This window comes from Synechococcus sp. H60.2 (genome assembly GCF_047462315.1).
Lineage (GTDB): Bacteria > Cyanobacteriota > Cyanobacteriia > Thermostichales > Thermostichaceae > Thermostichus.
Genome location: NZ_JANSIZ010000054.1, coordinates 1 through 19,394 on the forward strand (window position 1 = coordinate 1; position 19,394 = coordinate 19,394).

The window sequence follows — 19,394 nt, forward strand, 5'->3', positions numbered from 1 at the left end:
TCTACAACGTTGCTACTAATCAGCAACCGGGGCTGGGAACCCGCCTCGTGAGTCTTGGATGCTTCAGCTCTACTTCAGAGACCCGGTACACGGGATCCCTGAAGCAACTGGGGCAGAAGAAGAGACGAAAGCTCTGCTGTCAAGCGGGTGAGGAAACCCCACCCGCCTACGCGGTGGGGTAGTTCATAGAGCGGCCTTCCAGAGGATAGAGTGGAAGGGTTCTCCCTTAGCAGATCGCGGTTCTCTATGACCCCCACCATTGAAGTGCCCAAGCGAGGCTTACCCGTTACCATCATCACGGGTTTTTTGGGCAGTGGGAAAACCACCCTGCTCAACCACATCCTGCGCAACCAGAAGGGGATGCGCACAGCGGTACTGGTCAACGAATTTGGGGAGATTGGCATCGACGGCGAGCTGATTGTCTCCAGCGAAGAAGACCTCGTAGAGCTCAACAACGGCTGCATCTGCTGCACCATCCGCGACGACATTGTCGAGAGCGTGCTGCGCCTGATGGAGCGCTCCGACAAAATCGACTACCTGGTGGTGGAGACCACAGGACTGGCGGATCCCTTGCCGGTTGCCCTCACCTTTTTGGGGCCAGAACTGCGGGATCTGACACGACTGGACTCGATCATCACGCTGGTGGATGCTACTAACTTCGCCCCCGACCTGTTCAACAGCGACGTCGCCTACAGCCAAATTGCCTATGGGGATGTCATTCTCCTCAACAAAACGGACTTGGTTGAGCCGGCGGAAATCGAACGCTTGGAAAAACGCATCCGCGAGATCAAGGAAGATGCCCGCATTTTGCGCACGGTCAACAGCGCAGTGCCCCTGGAGCTGATCCTGGATACAGATCTGTTTCAGTCCAGCTCTCTGCCTCAGGAGGAGGCTCACGACACTGAGCATGGGCACGAGCATGACCATGAGCATAACCATGAGCACGACCACGAACACGGCCACGAGCATGGCCACTCGCACCGCAGCCACATCGAGGTTGATGGTTTTAACTCCCTGGCTTTTGAGAGCGATCGCCCCTTTTCTCTAGACGCCTTCCAGAACTTTCTCAATGAGTTGCCCGAGGCAGTCTTTCGGGCCAAAGGGATCCTGTGGTTTGAAGAAAGCCCAGAGCGACATATCTTCCACCTCAGCGGTCGGCGCTACACCCTCAGTAGCGATGCATGGCCTCGCCAGCCCAAAAACCAGTTGGTGCTCATCGGCCAGCACCTCGATACGGCCAAGCTGCGGCAAAAGTTGGAAGCCTGTCTTGTCCCTGCACCCGTCCAGGGCTAAGAACTGGATGGCAGCTTAGAAGCGTCGGGCCCCGTTCCCCCAGCCTCGCGAGGGGAGCCTTGAGAGAGGGCATCCCAGCCATGTCCGACATTTTTGTGATGATCCGCAACCAGGCCAACAACGCCCTCACTTCCATCGACGGGATCCCTTTTGTCGCCTTTCTGGAGCGGGAGGGGCAACTGATTGCGGAAGAAACCATCGAGTTAATCTACGCTGACGCCGGCTTTGATGACCTGCCGATTGGAGAATACACTGTGGGGGTACGGCATGAACGGGTGGAGCCGCCAAAAGCCACCTGCCCAGTTGCGATTAGGGGTGCCGACGAAGTTGTTTTGGTAACATTTGTTTACCTTGAGCCCGAGCGGGTTCTGCTGAACGCTCAGATTGCTGTGGAAAAAAGGTTGTAACCATGACCGTCAAAGTGATCCCATCGCACTCCATCAAAGCTTTTCGCTATCGAGTGTTTTGTTTGGGACAAGATCTCTGGAATGCCCGGGATCCGATTAGCCGTGCCAACCTGGCCCTACAACTGGCCGACGCGGCCACAACCCTGGCTCGCATGGAAGTCCAAGCCGCTCAGCCCTTCAGCTCAAGCCCTTCCTATTCCCTGCCAGAAGCAGGCCATCGGTGATTGATCCAGGCCGGCCTTGAGGCCAGAGGCAAGGGATCCCGCCTGACCCGCATCACTCCCACTCGATGGTGCCTGGCGGCTTGGAGGTGATGTCGTAAACCACACGGTTGACGCCGGGCACCTCGTTGACGATGCGGTTGGAGATGGTGGCCAAGAGGTCGTAGGGCACCCTGGCCCAATCCGCCGTCATACCGTCTTCGCTGGTAACCAGTCGTACCACCACTGGGCAGGCATAGGTGCGCCTATCCCCCATCACCCCCACCGAGCGCACTTCCGGCAGCAGCACGGCAAAGGCTTGCCACAGCTTGGGGTAGTAGCCGGAGCGGTTGATCTCCTGGCGGACAATCATGTCGGCCTCGCGCAGGGTTTCCAGACGCTCCTTAGTGACCTCGCCCACAATGCGGATGGCCAGGCCCGGCCCTGGGAAAGGATGGCGGCCAACAATTTCTTCCGGCAAACCCAGCGAGCGGGCCAGTTGCCGCACCTCATCCTTGAAAAGCTTGCGCAGAGGTTCTACCAGCTTAAAGCGCAGATTTTCCGGCAGGCCGCCGACATTGTGGTGGCTTTTGATCTTGACGGCGATGCGCTCTCCGGTCACCGGATCCACATTCGTGTTGGCCGACTCGATCACATCGGGGTAAAGAGTACCCTGGGCTAAGTACTCGAAGGGGCCCAGCCGCTGGGATTCTTCCTCAAAGACGCGAATAAACTCTGCCCCAATGCGCTTGCGTTTTTCTTCCGGGTCGGTAACTCCCTTCAACTGTTGGAGGAAGCGCTCCTGGCCATCTACGTAGTGGACAGGGATGTGAAATTGTTCCTGGAAAAGGCGCAGCAGCCGCTGCGGCTCATCCTTGCGCATAAACCCCTGATCGATGAAGACGCAGGTGAGCTGGTCGCCGATGGCCTTGTGCAGCAAAAAAGCCAGAGTGGAACTATCCACCCCGCCGGAGAGAGCCAGCAACACCTTCTTGTCGCCCACACGGGCCCGGACTTCCCGAATCGCCTCCTCCAGAAAAGCTTCCGTTGTCCAGGTGGGCTCGCAGCCGCAGATGTGGTAGACAAAATTGCGAATGAGAAAGGCACCCGCCTGCGAGTGGGCCACCTCTGGGTGAAATTGCACTCCGTACAGACGACGCGCCGGGTTGGCAATGGCGGCAAAGGGGGTGTTGTCCGTGGCGGCCAGGGCGTGAAAACCTGGCGGCAACTCGGTCACCGCATCCCCATGGCTCATCCACATAATGCTGTTTTCCGGCAAGTTGGTGAGCAGGTCGGTGGGATCCAAAATGTGCAGGGCGGCACGGCCGTATTCCCCCTTCTGGGCTGGCTCCACCTTGCCCCCCAACTGCTGCACCATGAGCTGCATGCCATAGCATACGCCCAGGATGGGGATCCCTAAGTTCCAGATCTCCGGGTCACAAGCAGGAGCGCCCGGCTCATAGACCGAGTTGGGGCCGCCGGAGAGGATGATGCCCTGGGGCCGTATTTGCCGCAGGTGTTCAGCGGTGGTGCGGTAGGAAAGGATTTCCGAATAGACGTGGGTTTCGCGAATACGACGGGCAATGAGCTCCGAGTACTGGGATCCAAAGTCGAGAATAACGATCATCTGGCGCTGCACCTTGAGGGGAGAGAGAGACAGGTCAGAGCTAAGGAGAGATGCAGAAGCGCTCACAAAACCTCGCACAGTGCAGAAGAGAAAACCCGAACCAAGAAACCAACTTGGCTGTGGATAAGAAACGTTAAGGACCTTTCCATCGTAGCAGGGATGGGGGATTTTCTTGCAGCCGCCTGTCCTGGACAGCCTCTCCCAGGCCCGCTTTGAGAACAGAACTTCTCTGAAAAACTGTCTGATGAGCCCTGCCCCGCCAGCCAAGCGATGACTCCCAGTAACAATCGCAATAGTGAACCCAGAGACGCCAGGGCCGAGCCAAGACTTATGATCGTAAGGAGGCGATCCAGACCGGTGGAGATATTGGCAGGGATCTGCGATCCATCGTTTTATGTCCATTGTGGCTGAATCCTTTCAAACCTATCTTCGTCGTCGCCGCCGCCTGCTGGCCCGACGCCTCCAACGGCAGCAGGGGTGGGGTGTGGTTTTGGCTTTGTTGGCTTTGTATTTGCTCAGTTGGGATGCGCCGGGCCAGGCTGGGCTATTGCCGCACCTGTGGAGGGGGCAACCCCTGTGGTTGGTGGTGATCCCGCTGTTGGGGGGAGGGCTGTACAGCTTGGGTGCAGGGCTCATCTGGATGCTGCGGCAGCGCCGACTTCCCCAGGGATCCGCAGGTTCTGCTCAGCTTCTGGCCCAGATGATCAGCTTGCCCCACTTGGCTTTGGCCGCTCTGCTCTGGCTGGGGTTGGCGATTTGGGGAGAGCATCTTCTGCCTTTTCTGGCCCAGCAAAAGCCGCAGTTGTTGGCAGGCCTGGTGATCAGTTGGCTGCTGGCCCAGGGGTGGAGTTTTCTGCAAACGGGTTGGGTGGTAGAGGCCGGACAACTGTGGGCCGATTATCTGCAGGAGTTGCGCAGCTCTGTATTGCAGCCCTGCTACCAGCGCCTGGAAACCTGTCGTCGCTCACTCCATTTTTACCATGCCATTTGGCAAGATCTGCAACTGGAAGAACTGGAGGCCCAGCACCTGATTCAACTGTTGTCTGAGTCGCTGCTGCCGCTGACGCTGCCGCTCAAGGTTTATGCTCAGCGGGTTCACCATTGCTGTCAGCAGTTGGCGGCCTTATTGGCCCAGATGCAAGAGCGGGTAGAACGGCTGGAGCAGGTGCTTTTGGATATAGAGCTGGAGTTGGCTGCCCAGCAGCCGTTGCAAGCTCAGCCCCAGCCGATCAACTTGCTGGCAGAAGATTGGGCCAACTGCCAGGAGCTGGATTTGCAGGAGCTGGTGTGCTTGAACCAGGAGCTGCTGGGCGCCGACCGATCTTTGCAGGGCTTGACCCAAGAGCTGAAAGGCTGGGCCGACCGAGCCATTCCTGCCGGATTGCAACTGGGATCGCGATGGCTGGGATCCCTGGGATGAAGAAGGCTGCCCCGCCTACCTCTGAGCCCCCCGAACTGGAGGCCCTCTGGGAGAGCTGGCTGGCGGAGCTGGGCTGGCAGCCTTCTGAGCCGCAGCGGCAGCAACTGCAACAGCTCTATCCCCTGGTGATGGCCGGAAACCGCACCCAGAACCTGACCCGCATCACCGCTCCCACCGATTTTTGGGAGAAACACCTGTGGGACTCGCTGCGGGGCCTGCGCTTGCTGGGATCCTGGGCGGCGATTCAAGCTCGGCCCTGGCGGGGCATCGACATCGGCACCGGGGCAGGGTTTCCAGGGATCCCGGCCCAAATTGCCCTGCCCCAGGCCAGCTTCACCCTCCTGGACAGCAGCCAACGCAAGATTGCCTTTGTGCAAGGGGCCCTGCAGCAGCTCTCCCTGACCCAGGCGCGGGCGGTGGCCCAGCGAGCCGAAATCTGGGGGCAAGACCCGCAGGAACGCGGCAGCTACGATCTGGCCCTGGCCAGAGCCCTGGCAGCGGCGGAGGTTTGCGCCGAGTATTGTCTGCCCCTGCTCAAGGTGGGGGGACGCGCCATTCTCTACCGCGGCCATTGGACCGAGGCAGAAGCCCAAACTCTGGAGCGAGCCCTTTCTCTCCTGGGGGGGAAGCTGATCCACGTCGAAGCCTTCACTACCCCCCGCAGCCACGGGATACGGCATTGCCTGCTGGTGGAGAAAGTTGCCCCCACACCAGCTTGCTATCCCCGTCCTCCCGGCATTCCCAAACGCCAACCCCTGGGACAGGACAAGCACCGCTAAAAGTTGGGATCCTTAATTTCCTAGTTCAAAAAAGCTTCTGCAAGTTCCTGGAGAAAGATCTTGAACAGGTAGTTTGCAAATGCCGTCGGGGAGACTAAGATGTGGTTGGCATCAGGTTCGGATTGAGCCAATGGTCTAACCAGGTGAGCTTCCGAACTGAGCGCTAAAAGGTTAAGGTTCGGAGTTCGCTACGTTATGACCATTTTTGTGGGCAACTTGTCCTTCAAAGCCAGTGAAGAAGACCTACGGCTTGTGTTTTCCGAGTACGGCACCGTCAAGCAAATTAAGCTGCCAGTGGATCGGGAGACGGGCCGCAAGCGGGGCTTTGCTTTCGTGGACCTGGAAAACGAGGCCGACGAGCAGAAAGCCATCGACGAGTTGGATGGCGCCACCTGGATGGGCCGGGATCTGAGGGTTAACAAGGCAATGCCGCGTCAGGCCGGCGCAGGCGGCGGCAGGCGGGATAGCCGTTCTTCCCGCTTCTAATCGGATAGGCTCTGGGCCGGGGATCCCTCTCTTCTCTCCCCGGCCTTTAGCTTTGGCCGAAGATGACTCTGGCCAGAAAGGCTAAGCCAAACCAGACGGAGGCCACCAAGACAATGGTCGGGCCGGAGGCGACGTTGAGGTAGTAGCTAGCGTACATCCCCAGCAGGCTAGCGCTGACGCCAAAGAGGGATCCCAGCAGCATTACCTGGTGCAGGCGAGGCGCCAGCAGGTAAGCTGTTGCTGCTGGCGTGATGAGCATGGCCAGCACCAGCAGCACCCCCACCGCCTTCATGCTGGCCACCAGAGTGAGGGAGGTGAGCGCCATCAGCCCCCATCCCAACCCTGCAGTAGGCAGGCCGGCTGCCTTGGCCCCCAGGGGATCGAAACTGTAGAAGGTCAGCTCCTTAAAAAAGAGGGCCACCAATCCCAGCACCAGGACGGTGATGCCCACCACTGTCAACACATCAGCGGCGCTCACCCCCAGGAGGTTGCCGAAGAGGAAGTGGTTGAGATCGATGCGGGCCCGCCGTTGGATTAACGTGATTAAGAGGATCCCTAGGGCAAAAAAAGCAGAAAAGACGATCCCCATGGCCGCATCGGGCTTGAGGGGGGTGGCGGAGCGGATCCACTGGATGAGCAGGGCGCTCAGTAACCCCGCCACGAAGGCACCGACAAAGAGGTTGAGATCCAGCAGGTAGGCAATGGCCAGGCCCGGCAGCAGCGAATGGCTGAGGGCATCCCCCAGGAGGGCCAAGCTTTGCACCAGCAAATAGCTGCCCACCACCGCGCAGAGAACGCCGATGGCCACCGCCACCAGCAGAGCCCGCTGCATAAAGGCAAACCGCAAGGGATCCGCCAGGGTGTGCCAGAGCCCTTCCATACCACCCCTCACCCCCTAGGCAGCTGAGTCCAAGGGCAGGATGCGGCCATAGGCCCGCTGCAACACCTGCGGCTGCAGCACCTGCTGCGGGGATCCCTGGGCAATCAGGACGCGGTTGAGGAGAAGCACCTCATCAAAGTGGGCCAGCGCCTGCCCCAGGTCGTGGTGCACCACCATCACGATATGGCCGGCGTCGGCCAACTCCCGCAAAACCTGAAACACAATGGCCTCGCTGGGCTGGTCGATCCCGGCCAGCGGCTCGTCCAGGGCGTAGATCTCGGCTGCCTGCGCTAGAGCCCGCGCCAAAAACACCCGCTGCTGCTGTCCCCCTGATAGCCGACCGATGGGCCGATCCCGATAGGCCCCCATCCCCACCCGCTCCAGAGCTTGCGCTGCCCGCTCCCGACCTTGCGGACCGATGCGGCGCAACCAGCCGGCAGCTCTCACCTGTCCCATCACCACCACATCCCACACCGTGGCCGGAAAGCTCCAGTCGATGGCCGACCGCTGCGGCACATAGGCCACCTGCTCCCCCCGCAGCGCCTGGCCGCCGTAGCGCACCTCGCCCCCCTCTTTTGGCACCAACCCCAGCAGCGCCTTGAGAAAGCTGCTTTTGCCAGCCCCGTTGGGGCCCAGGATGCCCGTGATGCACCCTGGCTGGATCTCGGCGCTGATCCGCTCCAACGCCAGCAACTTGCCATAGCGCACCGTCAGATCCCGCACCACCAGAGAGGCCGGACGAAGAGGGAGAGCAATCGCTGGCTTTTTCATTTTCCTTTCATTTTCGCCAAGACCAGTGTACCCTAAGGGGAAACTCAAATAGTGAAACAATTATGAAAACCAAGATCTTTTCTTTGCGCCGCTTGGTGGTGGGGCTTGGCCTGCTGATGGGCGGTTGGACATCTCTGGCCAGCTTGGCTGTGGCACGTCCCCGCGTTGTGGCTACCACCACTCTGATTGCCGATTGGGTAGAGCAGGTGGGTCAAGATCGCATCCAGCTCAGCAGCCTGCTGCAGCCGGGACAGGATCCCCACGTCTATGAGCCGACACCGGCAGATGCCGCAGCTCTCGAGCAGGCGGATCTGGTGTTTTACAACGGCTACAACTTGGAGGCGGGGTTGATTCGTCTCGTCAACGCTGCTGCTCAACGGGCGCGGCGGGTTGCCCTGGCCGAGATCCTCGACCCCATCGTCACCGATGAGGACGGGATCCCGACGCCGGATCCCCATGTATGGGGCAATGTGGAAAACGTCATCCTCATGGTGGAGCCCATTGCCCAGGAGCTGGCGAAACAGGTGCCCGGCGAAGCGGCTTTTTTTCAGGCCAATGCCGCCGCCTATCGGGCGGAGCTGGAAGAGCTCCACGCCTGGATCGCGGAGCAGATTCAGACCATTCCCCCTGGCAACCGGGTTTTGGTGACCACCCACGCTGCCTTTGCCTACTACACCCAAGCCTACGGCCTGAAGATGGGGGGATCCCTCTTGGGGATCAGCACCGAGGAACAGCCCAGCGCCCAGACGGTGGCTCGGTTGGTGGAGGAGATCCGCGCCCTGGGGGTGCCAGCGGTTTTTGCCGAGACCACCCTTAACCCCGCTCTCATCCAAACGGTGGCCGCCGAAGCGGGAGTCCAGGTGGCCGAACAGGAACTGTACTCGGACTCCCTAGGGGAGCCAGGCAGCGGTGCCGAAACCTACATCGCTATGATGCGCCACAACACCTGCACGATTGTGGGGGCCTTGGGCGGATCCCCTGATTGTCCTTGAGGGGCAGAATCGAGGCAGGGGGGCTGAGTTTTGTATGATAGGGGCTCAGACCCTTGTTTTCTTACCGCGTCCATGCCTGCTGCTATCCGTCGCCCGCCCCGTTCCCTCTATTGTGGCCAAGTGCGCCCAGCTCACATCGGCCAGAGTGTTACCCTCTACGGCTGGATCGACCGCCGCCGCGACCACGGGGGCGTGATCTTTCTCGATCTGCGGGATCGCTCCGGCATTGTGCAACTGGTGGCGGATCCCCAGAAGACCCCCCTCTCCTACGAGCTGGCTAAGGAGGTGCGCAGCGAATACGTAGTGCGGGTTACAGGTAGGGTTCAGCAGCGGCCTGAAGACTCCTTTAACCCCCGCCTGCCCACCGGCGAAGTGGAGGTCTACGCAGAAGAGCTGGAAATTCTCAGCCGCGTGGGCAAGCAGCTTCCCTTCAGTGTCTCGGGGGAAGAAGGGGAAGAGGTGCGGGAGGAGATTCGCCTGCGCTACCGCTACTTGGACTTAAGGCGGGAGCGCTTGTCCCGCAACCTGCAACTGCGCCACCAGGTGATCAAGGCCATTCGCCGCTTTCTGGAGGACGAAGAAGGCTTTATCGAGGTGGAGACCCCCATCCTCACCCGCTCCACCCCCGAAGGTGCCAGAGATTACTTGGTGCCCAGCCGCGTCAACCCCGGCGAGTGGTTTGCCCTGCCGCAGTCGCCCCAGCTTTTTAAGCAGTTGCTGATGGTGGCTGGCGTGGATCGCTACTACCAAATTGCCCGCTGTTTTCGGGATGAAGATCTGCGGGCGGATCGCCAGCCGGAGTTTACCCAGTTGGACATGGAGATGAGCTTCCTGGATCAGGAGGCAATCTTGGAGCTCAACGAGCGGCTCATCGGCCACATCTTCAAAACTGTCAAAGGGATCGACCTGCCCCGTCCCTTCCCGCGGCTGACCTACGCCGAGGCTATGGCCCGCTACGGCTCCGACAAACCCGACACCCGCTTTGGGCTGGAGTTGGTGGATGTTTCGGGGGTGTTTCAGGGATCCCGCTTTCAAGTCTTTGCCAAAGCCCTGCAGCAGGGGGGAGTGATCAAGGCTCTGCCGGTGCCCGGCGGCGACGAGAGGATCTCCAACACCCGCATCAAGCCCGGCGGCGATCTGTTCAAGCTGGTTACCCAGTACGGGGCGGGCGGCCTGGCCTTCATTCGGGTGCGCGCCGGCAGCCTCGATACCATTGGTGCCCTCAAGGAAAGCCTTAGCCCTGAGCAGGAGAAGCAGTTGCTGCAGATGACCAACGCCAAGCCAGGGGATCTGCTGCTGTTTGGGGCAGGGCCGGCTGCCGTGGTCAACGAGTCGCTGGGCCGCCTGCGGCTGCACCTGGGGCAGGAGCTGGGCTTGATCCCGGAGAACGCCTTGAATCTTCTCTGGATCACCGATTTCCCCATGTTTGAGTTCAACGCCGAGGAAAACCGCCTAGAAGCCCTGCACCACCCCTTTACCGCTCCCCCCCCCGACGACTTGGCCGACCTAAAAACGGCGCGGGCCCAGGCCTACGACCTGGTCTGGAACGGCGTGGAAGTGGGCGGGGGATCCCTGCGCATCTACCAGCGGGAGATCCAGGAGCAGGTTTTCCAGGCCATCGGCCTCACCCCTGAGCAGGCGCGGGACAAGTTTGGCTTTTTGCTAGAAGCCTTTGAGTACGGCACGCCGCCCCACGGGGGCATCGCCTACGGCCTAGACCGGCTGGTGATGCTGCTGGCGGGGGAAGATTCCATCCGCGATGTCATCGCCTTTCCCAAAACCCAGCAGGCTAGGTGTTTGCTCACCGGCGCCCCTGCCGGCGTCGAGCCCAAGCAGCTCAAAGAATTGCACGTGGCTTCCACCTATCAGCCCAGCTAAGGGATCCCTCCACCTGTGTGGGAGGATGGATAGGCATGTACCCCTACTCTTGGGTCTCCTTATGCTAGATCTGACCGGAAAGAAAGCCTTGGTAACTGGCATTGCCAACGAGCGCTCCATCGCCTGGGGCATTGCCCAGCAACTGCACAAAGCGGGAGCTACGTTGGGGGTTACCTACTTGCCAGACGAGCGGGATCGCTTCAAAACCAAAGTCCAGCAATTGACGGAGCCCCTGCAGCCGGATTTTCTCCTTCCCTGCGACGTGCAAAGCGACCAGCAGATCAACGATCTGTTTCAAGGGGTGGCCCAAAAATGGGGTCAGGTCGATATCTTGGTTCACTGCCTAGCTTTCGTTAAAAAAGAAGAGCTGAGCGGCAACTTTAGCGATATCTCGCGGGAGGGGTTTGCCCTGGCCATGGATGTGAGCACCTACTCCCTGATTGCCCTCTGCCGGGCCGCCAAGCCCCTCTTGAGAGCCGGCAGCAGCATCCTCACCCTCACCTATCTGGGGGGCGTGCGGGTGGTGCCCAACTACAACATGGCCGCTGTCACCAAAGCGGGCCTGGAAACCTGTGTTCGCTACCTGGCGGCCGAGCTGGGCCCTGCCGGGATCCGGGTGAATGCTATCTCTGCCGGGCCCATTCGCACCCTGGCTTCTTCGGCGATTTCGGATTTTCATGCCATGCTGCACGCGGTGGAGGAGAAAGCTCCGCTGCGGCGCAATATCACCCAGCTCGAGGTGGGCAATGTGGCTGCTTTTTTGGCCAGCGACCTGGCCAGCGGCATTACCGGCCAGGTGATCTATGTGGATAGTGGATATAGCATCCTGGGTTTTTAGGCTCTTGGGGATCCCCCTGGCATGAATCGCTTCTCACCTTTGCAGCGGCTGCTGCTCACCTGGATTTTGATCGTCATTAGCGGCTGGCTGGCCCTGCAGGTGGGCCGGCTGTTTGGCCATCTGCTCACCACCCTCCTGACGGCAGCGGTGCTGGCCTTTTTGCTCAACTATCCGGTACAGGTGCTGCAGCGCTATCGGGTCAGTCGGGGTTTGGCGGTCACCCTGGTTTTTGCCCTGTCGGTGGTGCTGCTGGCCTTGGTAGGGATCGCCATCGTGCCCATCCTGGCCAAGCAGGTGGTGCAGTTGGGGGCGCGGATCCCGGAGTGGGTGGATACCTTACAAAGCTGGCTGGATCAAATCAGCCTGTGGGCGGCAGAGCGCAACATCAACCTCGGCCAGACGGAGCTGGTGAACACCCTCCTCAACCGCCTGCAGGCCAGTGCCGAAAAAATTGCCAGCCAATCCCTAGACATCCTCCTGGGCACCTTTAACCAGGTGGTTGACTTGGTGTTGGTGTTGGTGCTGGCCCTCTACATGCTGCTCTACGGCGGCCAGTTTTGGCAGGGGTTGCTCAGCCTCTTCCCCAAGCCCTGGGGGCCGCGCATCGGCGAAGCCCTGGCTCTGAGTTTCCAGAACTTTCTCATCAGCCAGTTGGTGTTGGGGTTCATTATGGCCCTGATGCTGGTGCCAGTGTTTGGGCTGCTGCGAGTACCCTTTGGGCTTTTGTTTGGCCTCTTGATTGGCCTGCTGGAGGTGATCCCGCTAGTGGGGGGCTTTATCGGCATCGGCGCGGCAGCAGTGCTGCTGGCCTTCCAAGATATCTGGCTCAGCCTCAAGGTGGTGCTGGTCTCCCTAATTGTGCAGCAGATCAAGGATCGAGTCATCGCTCCCCGGCTAATGGGGGAACTGATTGGCCTCAACCCGGTGTGGATCTTGATTGCCCTATTGGTGGGGGCGCAACTGGGGGGCATCTTGGGCGTGATCGTTGCCATTCCCCTAACCAGTGTGGTGAAAAGTCTCTACGAGATTGCCCGTTCCGCCGACTTGGCCGCCGAAGATGGCTTATCCCCTGCTGCGAAGGTGACCTCCCTCAGCAAAAGCCCCATCGAAACCCACCGGGATCCCACCTTGCCCAAGCCAGAGACCCAGCAGGTCTAGCCCCTTTTTCGCAGACGACTCTTCCAGGCAGCAACCTAGCCCCGATCCCCATCTCCCCTCTCCCAGAGGAAGAGGGCCGCGGGTGAGGGGCTGGGCCTTGTCCTAGCGAATTTTTCCCTCAATGAAAGGCACTTCTAGCACCTTTTCGTGCTGGATGGGGCCATGGCCAAAGTAGCCCCCTTCCCCAAACAACTCGCCGTGGTCGGCAGTAACCGTGATGTAGGTGTTTTTGGGAACCAGATCGAACAGTTGCTCAAAGACCCCATCTAGGTAGCGCACCGCCTCGATCTGCCGCTGGCGCAGCTCCTCCAACTGGGCGGAATTGAAAAAGGGGATCCCGGCCTCTTCCCCTTCATCCAGGCGCTTTAACACACCATTGACCCCAGAGATGCGGGGCCACGAGCTGGGATCCTCGTCGGGCAGGGCGTAGGGATAGTGAGTTTCGCCCACATTTAATAGGTAAAAGCTGGGGCGATCCGGCTCGAAGCGCAACTGCTCCACCATGGCCGCCATATCGTTGTGCCGCGGCATGAGACGGTAGGAATCGAAGTCGCGATTGAGCAGGGTGCTGGGGTTGAGCACCGGCAGGGAGACCATGGCATGGGTGGTGTAGCCCAGTTGATGCTTCAGGAGCGTTGGCAAGTAGAGGTGAGGCAGCAGATGCTTGAACTCAATCGGCTGCCGGGTGCCGAGGCGCTCGTTGTAACGCAAATACTCCTGCTTGTAGTGCTCAGAGGCGAAAACGTGGGTAGGGCTGGTGTGAGGCAACAGGCCCATCAGCAGGTTGTAATGGGCGGGAGCCGTCCAGGAGGCGTAGCTCCAACGCTTTTCCAGGGATCCCAACTTGAGCAGATGCTTGGGGTTAGCCGCCAGCAGGCTGTCGAAGCGGCAACTGTCCAAAATGATCAACAGGTAGTGATTTTGCCCTTGGGGCTCAGGTCGGGGAGCGGGCTCAGGCAAGGGATTGGCAGAAGATCTCCACCAGCTTAGGAGTCCCATTCCTCTTCCTCCTCTTGGCCGGGGTAGGGACGTCGGACTATCCGCCAGTTGGGGGTAGTGGCCGTGTCGTCTTCCTCCTCAGGTTCAGCGGGTTGGCGAATGCGTTCCGGCGGGATATTGGAATAGGAATAGCGACCTGCCTGGGGATCCGGCTCGTACTCCGGCAGATCTTGAGGCAAATAGTGGTCGGGGGGAATCATCTGCGCTTCCAAGAAGCGCACTCGGTCGATGAGCTGGTTTAACTTGCGGATTGCCTGTCGCTGCAACGCCTGATCATGCAGCCGCCAAGCGCCCACATACAGAAACCCCAAGCCGACTCCTACCCCATAGGCAGTGAACAGCGTCAGCGACAAAGGAATCGCAGCGCCGGCTTGACCAGCCACGACGACCGCTGCTGTGGATCCCCAGTTTTGGACAAGGAAAACGAGCAGGGCCAGTATCCACAGGCCCAGGAGTATGGAGCGGATATTCTGGAGCATGGCCGCCACCTTCCCTTTTCACTAGGCTATCACCACCCCTGCAACGGGCGGAGGGAACCCCGATTCCTCAGCCACCTCCGATGACGTTGGATCCCCAGCCCGGAGCCACTTGAGCCGCCCTGAGGATAAAGGCAGCCAGGTTGCGCAGCGCTTCATCATCCATCCAGGAGGGAGGCACAGGGCGGCAGCCATAGCTAACTTCGGTGCCATCGTAGCTGCGGGGATCCCGCTGGTACTCCATGAGAGCTTGAATGGTGTCGCGGGGCGGGGTGGCGCCGCGCAAGGCCTTGAGCGAAAGGGAAATGTTAGGAGCCGGTAGGGTAGAGCCACCCACGTGGCAGTTCAGACAGGCAGCCTGAAAGCGATTTTTCCCGTCGGTAAGTTGCTCTGGAGTAAAGGTGAGCATGTGCCCTTCGGCATCCCAGGGCAACTCTATTGGCTCAGTGGTTCGCAGGTACTGGCTCACATAGGGATCAACGCGGCCTGCCGCTGGGCTAGCTATCCCTAGCCATACCAAAAGCAGGATCCCGGCCCACCTCCAGCCACGGCCCGGGATCCCCCACCGGTTTGCCCCTTGAGTTTGCCCAGGCATTAGAGATAGGCGGAAAGGTCGCTGTGGGATTCGCTCTTGGTGCCGCCCCAGCCGGGTACGGTCTTAGCCTGCACTAGGATGTAGCCGGCAATTAACTTCAGATCCTCATCGGTGAGGTTGCGCAGGCGAGGATACTCACTCAGAAGCTGGGTGTTGGGATGATATTCCACCAGGGACTCTACCCCGTCATAGGTGACCGGGTTCTTGATGTAGTCTACGATCGCCAACACATTATCGCGGGGAGGTGTTGCCCCCTCCAGATCCGAGAGCTTCAGGCTCACGTCCGGGTTGGGATAGGTCTGGCCACCCACATGACACTGGGCACAGGCTTTGTTGAATAACTGCTTTCCTCTGGCCAGTTGCGCTTCCGTGAAAGTGATGGACTCGGTTGGCGACAAGGCTACAGGAGGAATCTGCCTGGCCGCCAAGGCCGGCCCCCAGGCATATCCGGCCATCCCCAAAGCCAAGATCAGGACCAATAACCGACGACGCGCCATCGCGAACGCTTTCTGAAGAGAAAAAGATTTGCTAAACATGGTTCTCCGTAGTTCGATCTTAGAAGGGGGGGGTCAGCTCCGCTCCAGCGACAAACCCGACAACAGGATCAAGAATAGACCATTGCGAGATCATTTGCCGATGGGATCCGGGATCGCTTTTGCAAGCTATTCTCTTCGACTTTTAGTGTTAAGTTTGATTGCGGATCCAGCGCCCCCTCAACGGTTGGGTTAGTGCCCCCACCCTGCCGAGAGCGGCAATGCGATCCACAAAAGCAAACTCGGAGAAGGGATCCCTTGCCTTCTGGAGAGGACAGCAGCGGTTGGCTTGATCCGCTGCCGAGAAAACCTAGGGCCGGCAGAGGTTGGGGCAGATAGGGTTGAGGAGTCTTCAAAGGCGGTTCAATTGCTAGGGATCCCCTGACTGGGGCTATCCTGTAAGCATCTCGCCTGCGTGCGTTCTCTAGATGGGAAGGCCATGCCTTGGGATCTGGGGCGGTTTTGGAACACGCTGACCTACTACGAAGCGCTGCCCTTTGCTGACCTCTGGCGCTGGGTTCAGAATGGGTTTCAGACAGCAGCCGTTGACTTCATGCCTCCTTCCCTGGCGACTTCAGCTCCCCTTCCCGTGATCCTCTTGGGCGATGGCCTACCAGTGGGGCTGGCGGAGGCGCTGCACCGGCAAGGGGCAGAAGTCCAGGAGAGAGGGGATGAGGTGACAGCCAGGGTCATCCTCGGTCTGGAGAACCGGGAGAAAGCTAAGGCCTACCTAGAGCGCCTGCGCCGCAGCGGCCAAACAGAACAGTTGCTCTTTGACTTCCGCCAGCCCGATCCCCAGCTGAACCAGTTCTGGGGCATCCTCGACGATGTGGTGATGGGCGGGGTGAGTCAAAGCCAACTGCTCTGGGGGGAGGGTGAGCTGCTGTTTACGGGCCAGGTTTCCACGGCCAACTTCGGCGGCTTTGTTTCCACCCGCACGCGCAATTGGCAGCCGCCCTTGGATGCCTCAGGGTTTGCCGGCCTGGAGCTGCAGCTACGGGGCGATGGACAGCGCTACAAGGTTCTGCTGCGGGATCAAGGGGGCTGGGACAGCCCGGCCTACAGCTATGCTTTCGACACCACCCCAGGGGAGGAGCAGACTGTCCAGGTTCCTTTTGCCGAGATGGTGCCCACCTTTCGCGCCCGCCGGGTTGCCGCTCCCCCCTTGAATACCCGCCAGATCCATTCGCTGCAACTGATGCTGAGCAAGTTTGAAGCGGACGGCAGCCCCAACCCCCGTTTTCGGCCTGGGCCGTTTCGGCTGGGCGTGCGTTGGATCGGGCTCTATCGCCAGGAGCCGCTGCCGCAACTGATTGGGGTGGCGCGGGGATCCCTAACTCCCGATTGGGTGGCGGCCCTGCAGGAGAGCTCCAGCCGTTGGTGTGGGGTGGAGATTCCCGCCGAGATCGAGGGATCCACCTTAGCCGCTCACCTACTGCGCCTTTTGCGCTCGCCCGCCAGTGTGGGCCGGGTGGTGCCTCTGGAAGCCTTCCATGGCTAGGCTTCTTGGCGGCCTCCAGGGATCCCTGGGGATGGGGCTTTTGGCTCTCCTGTGGCTGGGGGCGGGCCAGGGGATCCCTTACCTGTTTGACTGGGACGAGCTCATTTACGCCAGCTTGGCGCGGCAGATGCTGGCCAGCGGCGATCCCCTGGCTTTGCAGATCAACGGCGAGCCCTTCTACGAGAAGCCGCCCCTGTTTTTCTGGCTGCAGGCCCTGGCGATGGCGGCCCTGGGGGTCAACGAAGGGGCGGCGCGGCTACCCAATGCGTTTGCCGGCGGCATCACGGTGGCCCTCTTGGGGGCGTGGGGAGCGCGGCTGCGCGGGGTGGGGTTTGGCTGCCTCTGGGGGGTCCTGCTCCTGACGGGCTACCTGCCCTTGTTTTTCTACAAAACCGGCCTCATCGACCCGCTGTTGAATTTGGGCATGGGCGTGGGGCTGGGATCCCTTTGGGCTGCCGACGAGGCCCGTCGCTCCGGCCGCTCCGGGCAGGGGTGGAACGCCCTGGGCGCGCTGGCCTTGGGCCTAGCGGTGTTGGCCAAAGGGCCGGTGGGGCTGGTGTTGCCGCTGGGCATCTGGGCCCTCTACAAGCTCTGGCAGCGGGATCCGCCAAGGCGGTGGGGGGAGATGGTGGCCTTCCTCGGCTTGGCGGGGGCTATTCCTCTGGCCTGGCTGGCGCTGGAAGCAGCGGCGCGGGGGCTGCGGTGGCTGGCGGCGTTTTGGCACTACCAGTGGGGTTTGGTGAGTACCCCCAGCGGCCACCCCGGCCCAGTTTACCTGCATCTCTTGGCCTTTGCTCTAGGGTGTTTTCCCTGGGCGGCTCCGGCCTTGGCCGAGATCTTGGCCAGCCTCCGCAGGAGCAGTGACTCGGCAGCGGCGGATTTAACTCAGCGGGCAGAACGCCTGCTGTTGGTGGCCTTCGGGGTGGTGCTGGCTCTGTTTTCGCTCTTGGTGCAAACCAAGTTGATCCACTACACCTCGCTGCTTTATCCCATCGGCGCCTACTTTGCTGCCCTGCGCCTGCAACGCCTGGGATCAAGAGAGGCTCAACTCAGCGTTTGGGAAGGCGGCTGGATCCTGCTGAGCGGTTTGTTTTGGCTAGCCCTGTGGCTGCTATTGCCCTGGCTGGGATCCCAGGATCCCGTCCTGCTGCTGCCGAGGGTCGAGAAGGGATTGGCGGCTTTGGGGATCCCGCTTGCCGACCTTTTTGAGAGCCTAGCGGGCAGCTTGGCGCTTGGATATCTCCAGGCCGAGGTGGAGTGGCCCTTCTTCACCTATGGCCCTGCTGTGCTCCTGGCGTTGGGGGGACTGGCCTGGATTAGAGCTCGGCACAATGCTCGGGGATGGGCCATCTTGCTCTTGGCCACGGGACTAAGCGCCCAGTTGGCCTGGAGCTGGGTTTTCCCAAGGGTGTTGCAGCATACCCAGGGGGGATCCGTCCACTTCTTCCGGCAGTTTGCCGGCCCAGAACCGGCTCTTTCGGGAAGGGTTGGCCTTTATGGGCTGCGGTCATTTGTACCCTATTTTTATGGCCCGCTGCAGGTGCCCTATGCCGCCAACCTGGAGGAGCTGGCCGCCTGGCAGGTGCCCGACTATCTGGTGACCTGGGATCCCTTTGTAGCTGAGCTAGCAGCAACTTGGCAGGTCGTAGAGCGCCGCAGCCCCTTTTGGCTGTTGAAAAAAACCTCTTCTCTCCCCTAGCCGCAAGATGAGCCAGTACGTGTTGCGTATCAGCGACCTTCCCCTTCAGGATCGCCCGCGCGAGCGACTGCTCAGCCAGGGGGCCAAAAGCCTTTCCCACGCGGAGCTGCTGGCCATTTTGCTCAATACCGGCCAGGGGCCGGGCAAGCTCTCAGCCGTTGGCCTGGCCCAGTTGCTCTTGAAAAAATTGGAAGCCCAGGGGGATCCCTTAGCCCAACTGCGCCAGCTGGAAGCCGGAGAGCTGCTGCAAATTGAGGGCATTGGCCCAGCCAAAGCAGCAACAGTGTTGGCCGCCATCGAGCTGGGGCGGCGGATCTTTTTGGCCCGACCACCCGAGCGGACGGTGATTGAATCGCCAGAACAGGCGGCCATGGCCCTAAGCGGCGACCTGATGTGGGAGACCCAAGAGCACTTTGCCGTCCTGCACTTGGACATCAAACACCGCCTCATTGGCCAGCAGATTGTAACCCGGGGAACCGCCACGGAAACCCTCACCCACCCGCGGGAAACCTTCCGCAGCGCCATCAAGCAAGGAGCCAGCCGCATCCTGGTGGCCCACAACCACCCCTCCGGCAGTTTGGATCCCAGCCCGGAGGATCTTGCCCTGACGCGGCAACTCTTGCAGGCGGGGCAACTGCTGCAGATCCCGGTTTTGGATCACCTCATTCTCGGCGGCGGCCAGTTCCTTAGCCTGCGCCAGCACACCCGCCTGTGGGAGGAGTTTCCCCAGCCGGAGTAGCACCCCCAGCCCCTCTCCCAGGGTAGCCAGCCCTCACCCCCCGCCCCAAGACCACGCGTTTAGGTTTTAAAAAATGAAGCTGGCGAACAAATAATATGTTTTGTTCTAGGTGGTGGCGGGAAT

General features: G+C 60.6%; 20 protein-coding genes. 13 read left to right on the forward strand and 7 right to left on the reverse strand.

What is annotated here, in order from left to right:
• Positions 1 to 246 precede the first annotated feature (246 nt).
• The 3 genes from NW845_RS09325 (at position 247) to NW845_RS09335 (ending at position 1,924) form a co-directional block, all read left to right on the forward strand.
• The gene (locus NW845_RS09325; RefSeq protein ID WP_414365023.1) at positions 247 to 1,293 is read left to right on the forward strand and encodes a CobW family GTP-binding protein; all 1,047 of its coding nucleotides are present in this window, start codon (positions 247 to 249) and stop codon (positions 1,291 to 1,293) included.
• Positions 1,294 to 1,373: 80 nt separating this feature from the next.
• Positions 1,374 to 1,700 carry a hypothetical protein gene (locus NW845_RS09330; protein WP_414378255.1) on the forward strand — a complete coding sequence of 109 codons (327 nt, stop codon included), beginning with the start codon at positions 1,374 to 1,376 and terminating at the stop codon, positions 1,698 to 1,700.
• A 2-nt stretch (positions 1,701 to 1,702) separates the two neighbouring features.
• Positions 1,703 to 1,924 (forward strand): hypothetical protein, encoded by a 222-nt coding sequence (locus tag NW845_RS09335; protein WP_011430503.1) that lies wholly within the window; start codon positions 1,703 to 1,705, stop codon positions 1,922 to 1,924.
• Between the two features lie 52 nt (positions 1,925 to 1,976).
• Here NW845_RS09335 and guaA read toward each other — a convergent pair whose 3' ends face one another.
• The gene (guaA, locus tag NW845_RS09340; protein WP_414378274.1) at positions 1,977 to 3,527 is read right to left on the reverse strand and encodes a glutamine-hydrolyzing GMP synthase; all 1,551 of its coding nucleotides are present in this window, start codon (positions 3,525 to 3,527) and stop codon (positions 1,977 to 1,979) included.
• Positions 3,528 to 3,921: 394 nt separating this feature from the next.
• On the opposite strand from guaA, the gene NW845_RS09345 reads away from it, so the two are divergent.
• From NW845_RS09345 to NW845_RS09355, 3 genes are all read left to right on the forward strand, one after another.
• Positions 3,922 to 4,947 carry a hypothetical protein gene (locus NW845_RS09345; RefSeq protein ID WP_414378257.1) on the forward strand — a complete coding sequence of 342 codons (1,026 nt, stop codon included), beginning with the start codon at positions 3,922 to 3,924 and terminating at the stop codon, positions 4,945 to 4,947.
• Positions 4,944 to 5,726: a 16S rRNA (guanine(527)-N(7))-methyltransferase RsmG gene (gene rsmG / locus NW845_RS09350; protein WP_414378259.1), complete on the forward strand. Its 783-nt coding sequence runs from the start codon at positions 4,944 to 4,946 to the stop codon at positions 5,724 to 5,726. The genes NW845_RS09345 and rsmG overlap by 4 nt, the downstream gene beginning before the upstream one ends.
• A 195-nt stretch (positions 5,727 to 5,921) precedes the next feature.
• Positions 5,922 to 6,212 carry an RNA recognition motif domain-containing protein gene (locus NW845_RS09355; protein ID WP_414365030.1) on the forward strand — a complete coding sequence of 97 codons (291 nt, stop codon included), beginning with the start codon at positions 5,922 to 5,924 and terminating at the stop codon, positions 6,210 to 6,212.
• 46 nt (positions 6,213 to 6,258) lie between these two features.
• On the opposite strand, the gene NW845_RS09360 is transcribed toward NW845_RS09355, so the two are convergent.
• A complete protein-coding gene (locus tag NW845_RS09360) occupies positions 6,259 to 7,092 on the reverse strand; it encodes a metal ABC transporter permease (RefSeq protein ID WP_414378261.1) in 834 nt (277 codons plus the stop codon).
• Positions 7,093 to 7,107: 15 nt separating this feature from the next.
• Entirely contained in the window at positions 7,108 to 7,863 is a 756-nt protein-coding gene (locus tag NW845_RS09365; RefSeq protein WP_414378263.1) for a metal ABC transporter ATP-binding protein, read from the reverse strand.
• Positions 7,864 to 7,925: 62 nt separating this feature from the next.
• Here NW845_RS09365 and NW845_RS09370 point away from each other — a divergent pair, with 62 nt between their 5' ends.
• The 4 genes from NW845_RS09370 to NW845_RS09385 all read left to right on the forward strand — a co-directional run bounded on the left by NW845_RS09370 (position 7,926) and on the right by NW845_RS09385 (position 12,729).
• Complete coding sequence (locus NW845_RS09370) at positions 7,926 to 8,855, forward strand: metal ABC transporter solute-binding protein, Zn/Mn family (protein ID WP_414378264.1); 930 nt, start codon at positions 7,926 to 7,928, stop codon at positions 8,853 to 8,855.
• A 72-nt stretch (positions 8,856 to 8,927) separates the two neighbouring features.
• On the forward strand, positions 8,928 to 10,733 hold the full coding sequence (gene aspS / locus NW845_RS09375) for an aspartate--tRNA ligase (RefSeq protein ID WP_414378266.1): 1,806 nt from the start codon (positions 8,928 to 8,930) through the stop codon (positions 10,731 to 10,733).
• A gap of 61 nt (positions 10,734 to 10,794) precedes the next feature.
• The gene (gene fabI / locus NW845_RS09380; RefSeq protein ID WP_414348999.1) at positions 10,795 to 11,571 is read left to right on the forward strand and encodes an enoyl-ACP reductase FabI; all 777 of its coding nucleotides are present in this window, start codon (positions 10,795 to 10,797) and stop codon (positions 11,569 to 11,571) included.
• Between the two features lie 21 nt (positions 11,572 to 11,592).
• On the forward strand, positions 11,593 to 12,729 hold the full coding sequence (locus tag NW845_RS09385; protein WP_414370277.1) for an AI-2E family transporter: 1,137 nt from the start codon (positions 11,593 to 11,595) through the stop codon (positions 12,727 to 12,729).
• Between the two features lie 102 nt (positions 12,730 to 12,831).
• Here NW845_RS09385 and NW845_RS09390 read toward each other — a convergent pair whose 3' ends face one another.
• The 4 genes from NW845_RS09390 to psbV all read right to left on the reverse strand — a co-directional run bounded on the left by NW845_RS09390 (position 12,832) and on the right by psbV (position 15,296).
• Positions 12,832 to 13,728, reverse strand: a complete 897-nt coding sequence (locus tag NW845_RS09390; RefSeq protein WP_414365037.1) for a sulfatase-like hydrolase/transferase — start codon at positions 13,726 to 13,728, stop codon at positions 12,832 to 12,834.
• Entirely contained in the window at positions 13,716 to 14,207 is a 492-nt protein-coding gene (locus tag NW845_RS09395; protein WP_414365038.1) for a hypothetical protein, read from the reverse strand. Before NW845_RS09395 ends, NW845_RS09390 begins: the two co-directional genes overlap by 13 nt.
• A 67-nt stretch (positions 14,208 to 14,274) precedes the next feature.
• Entirely contained in the window at positions 14,275 to 14,799 is a 525-nt protein-coding gene (gene psbV2 / locus NW845_RS09400; RefSeq protein WP_414378268.1) for a photosystem II cytochrome PsbV2, read from the reverse strand.
• The gene (psbV, locus tag NW845_RS09405; RefSeq protein ID WP_414370281.1) at positions 14,799 to 15,296 is read right to left on the reverse strand and encodes a photosystem II cytochrome c-550; all 498 of its coding nucleotides are present in this window, start codon (positions 15,294 to 15,296) and stop codon (positions 14,799 to 14,801) included. Before psbV ends, psbV2 begins: the two co-directional genes overlap by 1 nt.
• 475 nt (positions 15,297 to 15,771) lie before the next feature.
• On the opposite strand from psbV, the gene NW845_RS09410 reads away from it, so the two are divergent.
• Genes NW845_RS09410 through radC form a run of 3 tightly spaced genes read left to right on the forward strand, consistent with a single transcriptional unit; the run spans position 15,772 to position 19,271 of the window.
• Positions 15,772 to 16,833 (forward strand): CIA30 family protein, encoded by a 1,062-nt coding sequence (locus NW845_RS09410; RefSeq protein WP_414378270.1) that lies wholly within the window; start codon positions 15,772 to 15,774, stop codon positions 16,831 to 16,833.
• Positions 16,826 to 18,532, forward strand: a complete 1,707-nt coding sequence (locus tag NW845_RS09415) for an ArnT family glycosyltransferase (protein WP_414378272.1) — start codon at positions 16,826 to 16,828, stop codon at positions 18,530 to 18,532. The genes NW845_RS09410 and NW845_RS09415 overlap by 8 nt, the downstream gene beginning before the upstream one ends.
• 7 nt (positions 18,533 to 18,539) lie before the next feature.
• Positions 18,540 to 19,271: a RadC family protein gene (gene radC / locus NW845_RS09420; RefSeq protein ID WP_414361138.1), complete on the forward strand. Its 732-nt coding sequence runs from the start codon at positions 18,540 to 18,542 to the stop codon at positions 19,269 to 19,271.
• Positions 19,272 to 19,394: the final 123 nt, after the last annotated feature.